The organism is Corynebacterium sp. HMSC067D03, from assembly GCF_001811185.1.
GTDB classification, from domain to species: Bacteria; Actinomycetota; Actinomycetes; order Mycobacteriales; family Mycobacteriaceae; genus Corynebacterium; species Corynebacterium coyleae.
Window position 1 is genome coordinate 1 of the sequence record NZ_KV803830.1, and the last position, 3487, is coordinate 3487.

Annotated in this window: 5 protein-coding genes; 2 read left to right on the top strand and 3 right to left on the bottom strand. The window is 57.9% G+C overall.

Translation table 11 applies throughout. The features are described from left to right. Positions 1 to 276: 276 nt before the first annotated feature. Both HMPREF2785_RS07680 and HMPREF2785_RS11835 read left to right on the top strand, forming a co-directional pair. Positions 277 to 1572: an LGFP repeat-containing protein gene (locus tag HMPREF2785_RS07680; protein WP_070614762.1), complete on the top strand. Its 1296-nt coding sequence runs from the start codon at positions 277 to 279 to the stop codon at positions 1570 to 1572. Positions 1573 to 1593: 21 nt separating this feature from the next. Beyond that, positions 1594 to 2034 carry a hypothetical protein gene (locus HMPREF2785_RS11835; protein WP_141750667.1) on the top strand — a complete coding sequence of 147 codons (441 nt, stop codon included), beginning with the start codon at positions 1594 to 1596 and terminating at the stop codon, positions 2032 to 2034. Positions 2035 to 2369: 335 nt separating this feature from the next. On the opposite strand, the gene HMPREF2785_RS07685 is transcribed toward HMPREF2785_RS11835, so the two are convergent. The 3 genes from HMPREF2785_RS07685 to HMPREF2785_RS07690 all read right to left on the bottom strand — a co-directional run. Next, entirely contained in the window at positions 2370 to 2762 is a 393-nt protein-coding gene (locus HMPREF2785_RS07685; RefSeq protein ID WP_070614764.1) for a hypothetical protein, read from the bottom strand. Next, positions 2734 to 2922, bottom strand: coding sequence for a hypothetical protein (locus HMPREF2785_RS11840; RefSeq protein ID WP_141750668.1), 189 nt, complete (start codon positions 2920 to 2922; stop codon positions 2734 to 2736). Before HMPREF2785_RS11840 ends, HMPREF2785_RS07685 begins: the two co-directional genes overlap by 29 nt. A 10-nt stretch (positions 2923 to 2932) precedes the next feature. Continuing rightward, on the bottom strand, positions 2933 to 3487 hold a 555-nt coding region (locus HMPREF2785_RS07690; protein ID WP_070614765.1), incomplete at its 5' end, for a LuxR C-terminal-related transcriptional regulator.

Genomic DNA, 3487 nt, shown 5'->3' on the forward strand with positions numbered 1-3487 from the left:
TTTCACCGTCCACCGGAATCATGACACCCCACAACAGGCTCATCGTCCCATAGCAACTTATCCCCACAAGATTCGGGTGAAACCCAAACCACAACGGATACAGTTGAAAATCCCGTCATAAGCCTCGAAGGCCCCTTCGCTCAGTGGGGCATCCCCACCCCTCCCGGAGCCGAAAGGTACGAGGTCAACCAAGTCACGCAGGACGAGCTTAATCCTCAGGGCCTTGACGAGTGGCACCCCACCGACGACCCGCACAGCGAGATCATCCCGGGGCAGATGCGCTCGGACAGAGAGAGCATCCCGGCAGGCGCCAGCAAAGCCGATGCAGATCAAGCAGAGATCAAAGAAGCCAAACTCACCGACCCGAGCACCCCCACGCTAAATGCCCGCCCAGGATGCGGCGTGTACTGGCCGGCACCGTTTGAGGTGTGCGGGGCGATTAAAAACCTTTACGACGCCATCGGTGGACCAACCAGCTTCCTCCTCCTTCCGAAATCCAAGGAACTGACAAACCCGGACGGGGTGGGCAAACGCTCCGAGTTCGTTAATGGATTCATCTACTGGCACCCTCGCACGGGTGCGCACAGCGTCAGCATCCCAGTGTCACGAGTGTGGCAGCGGCACGGATGGGAAAACGGGTTTCTCGGATACCCCACCACCAGCGACATCTCACTCGGCAACCAGTGGTACGTCCAACACTTTGAAGGCGGCCACGTCTACACGCACAACGCGCTACCTGCGACACAGGCCAGCATCCAAGGGGCAATCTACGACAAGTGGCAATCCATGGGCGGACACACCAGTGCGCTTGGCTTTCCCATCAGTGACGAGCTGACCACCCCAGACGGAATCGGACGTTACAACGTCTTCGAAGGTGGGATGATCTACTGGACGCCACAACACGGAGCACATCCGGTGAGCGGAACATTTCTGATTCAGTACACTGAACAGGGATTTGAAAAAGGGCTTTTAGGCTACCCCGTAGGGGATCCGGTTGCACAAGATAGCTTCTGGCAGGAGCAGGAGTTTATGGGCGGAAAATTGACGGGAGTGTCCCAAATAACCAAGGACCTCTACTGGCCGATTTTCGCTCCCGTCGTTGGTTCCCCCGTCCTCCAAGCAGAAACTTCCCATAACGATGAAGCGCGCGAAAATTACCAGGAGCGCGTTCTCCCATGTATTGAATACGAGCTTCCACCAGATACGAAATTGGCTGCGTGGCGAGTACCGGGCAGAGGGATGGTGACCCTGGATTGCAGACGATTCCGCACACACATGGCGCCTAATCCGGAGGTCGGGGAACATCCGGGCCATTTTGCGAATTATCCTCTAACTAGGAAAGAGTGGTATGATTTCCTGGGGTGCGTATTCTACACTTTTCAAGCGGAGGATTTCGATCGCCCTCGTCTCGGCAATTGGGGAAAGCAAAGAAAAAATACTAATAGCGGTACTCGTAGTGTGGCAATTGCCCGCAACGTAACTAACGAGTTTGTTACCGGGTGGGCTGGAGACGACGAGTACTCTACAGAATGGGCGGGATGCGTCAAGGGGCTTCCACTTTCGTGGCAGTAAAATTGACGGTAGCCTAGTTTCGTGGAACCCCATCGAATTTTCCTGCGGCCAGAATATAGTCATCCAAGTTCCTTGTGGCCTTCTAAAGAACTAGTAGTCACCGGTTCCGAAGGAAGGGGCTACTATCTTCCCGCGGATTTAGGCATAGAACCTGTTTTGGGAAACGAGATCCTTGAGTGGACGAGAGAATTTAATTTAAATTTCATCGAGGTACCCGACAGCTTTCGTGAGCGACCTCAGTGGAAAGAGGACTTCGATCGGTTTCGGTGGTACGACAAAGGCTGGGACATCACGTATAAGTTGAGGGAGTATTTCCCAGCGGTGCAGATCGTTCCTCAATTTTCTCATTTCGTGTTTTCCATCAATGAAAGACGAGAAAATCTCGGAAAAAGTCCCATTTGTTTTCCGGGAGAAAACCTTACAGGTCACGTATCCATAAGGGACATCGGTAAAAATGACTAACAGAAGCTTTAAGAATTGCCCATGCTCCCCTCATGCATCACACGCACGCTGACACCATAGATGTAGCTGCGACGAACCAATGGGCAAACCATCCGTATCCCGTACGTTTGTCACGTCTTTGGGCGAGCAGACCATCCAGATAGGTTTCAGGGTCGATAGAATGCGGAGCAGCGGTCATCGTTACGTGCCTTTCGGTGAAATGTGGTAGTTGAGTCGAAAGGTTACTGACGGTGGCCGCCCCTGTACTTCCCAGGGCCCACCATCAGAAAGCGTTGCACCACACTAAGGGACGCAACCCGGGCCCTTATTGCGAAGCGGGTTTGGGGCCGTTGTGGCTAATCTCTCCCCGCTGGCGCTCCGCCAAGGATGAGGACGTGCGCGAGCGGGTCGGAGCGGTTCTCTAGCCCCATGGTGCGGTGGCCGGTGTCCACGAGCCCCACGGGGAAGCCCGGCACCGGGGTGCGGTTGACGGCCAGGTCGCCGTCGACGGCGACGAAGGCGTACTCGAAGTCCGGGTTGAGTGTGATCGCCAACTCGGTTTCCGGGGCGATGGTCAGCTGCGCTGCCACGCACGGCTGATTCGTCTCGATGGTGCCGGTGCGGCCGAACATCTCTCCGATGAACACGAACGCCTCGTCGGCAGCGGCGGTGGTCACGCTGGGCAGGGTGAACGCGTCTGGGTTGGCGCGTTGGGTGCCTTCAGGGACGAAGGTGTCGTCGATAAGCACCTGCGCCTGCGCCCGGGGCGACGAAGCCGCCGAGTCGTGCGGTGCCGTTGTGGCGCCACATCAAGGGGGCGCAGCCTGCGGGAACGTCGTCGGGGGTGGCGAGGCCGCGGAGGAACTCGACCCCGCGCCACGGGCCGGAACCTACTTCGCTGAAAGCCATGCGCCCAAGGTTAGATGATGCGACGCTGCCGAGCTTGCTCTACGGCAGCTGTTCTGTTGTCAACCCCCAACTTTGAATAGATGTGGATCAGGTGGGTTTTCACCGTGGCTTGGGAGATGAAGAGCTGTTCGGCGATCTCCCGGTTCGACGCGCCCGTCTGCAGTGCGCGAAGCAGTTCGATCTCGCGGGCGGACAGAGCCTCGTCGGGGTTGACCAGACGGTCTGCCAGCACATTCGCCACTTGCGGAGAGAGCACGCGCTTGCGTTTCGACGCCTGCACCACCGCGTCATGCAATTCATCCTCCGGCGCGTCTTTGAGCAGGTAGCCCATCGCGCCGGACTCCACCGCGGCGACCACGTCGGCCTGCGTGTCGTAGGTGGTCAGGATGAGCACCGGCGGCCCGCCCGCCTTGACCAAACGGCGGGTCAGGTCGATGCCGGACGCGCCGGGCATCTGAATGTCGGAGACCACCACGTCCACGTCTCCCGGCACCTCAACATCGCCGTCGGCGGCCTCAGCCACCACTTCCATATCGCCGAACGAGTTGAGAACGGCGCGAAGGCC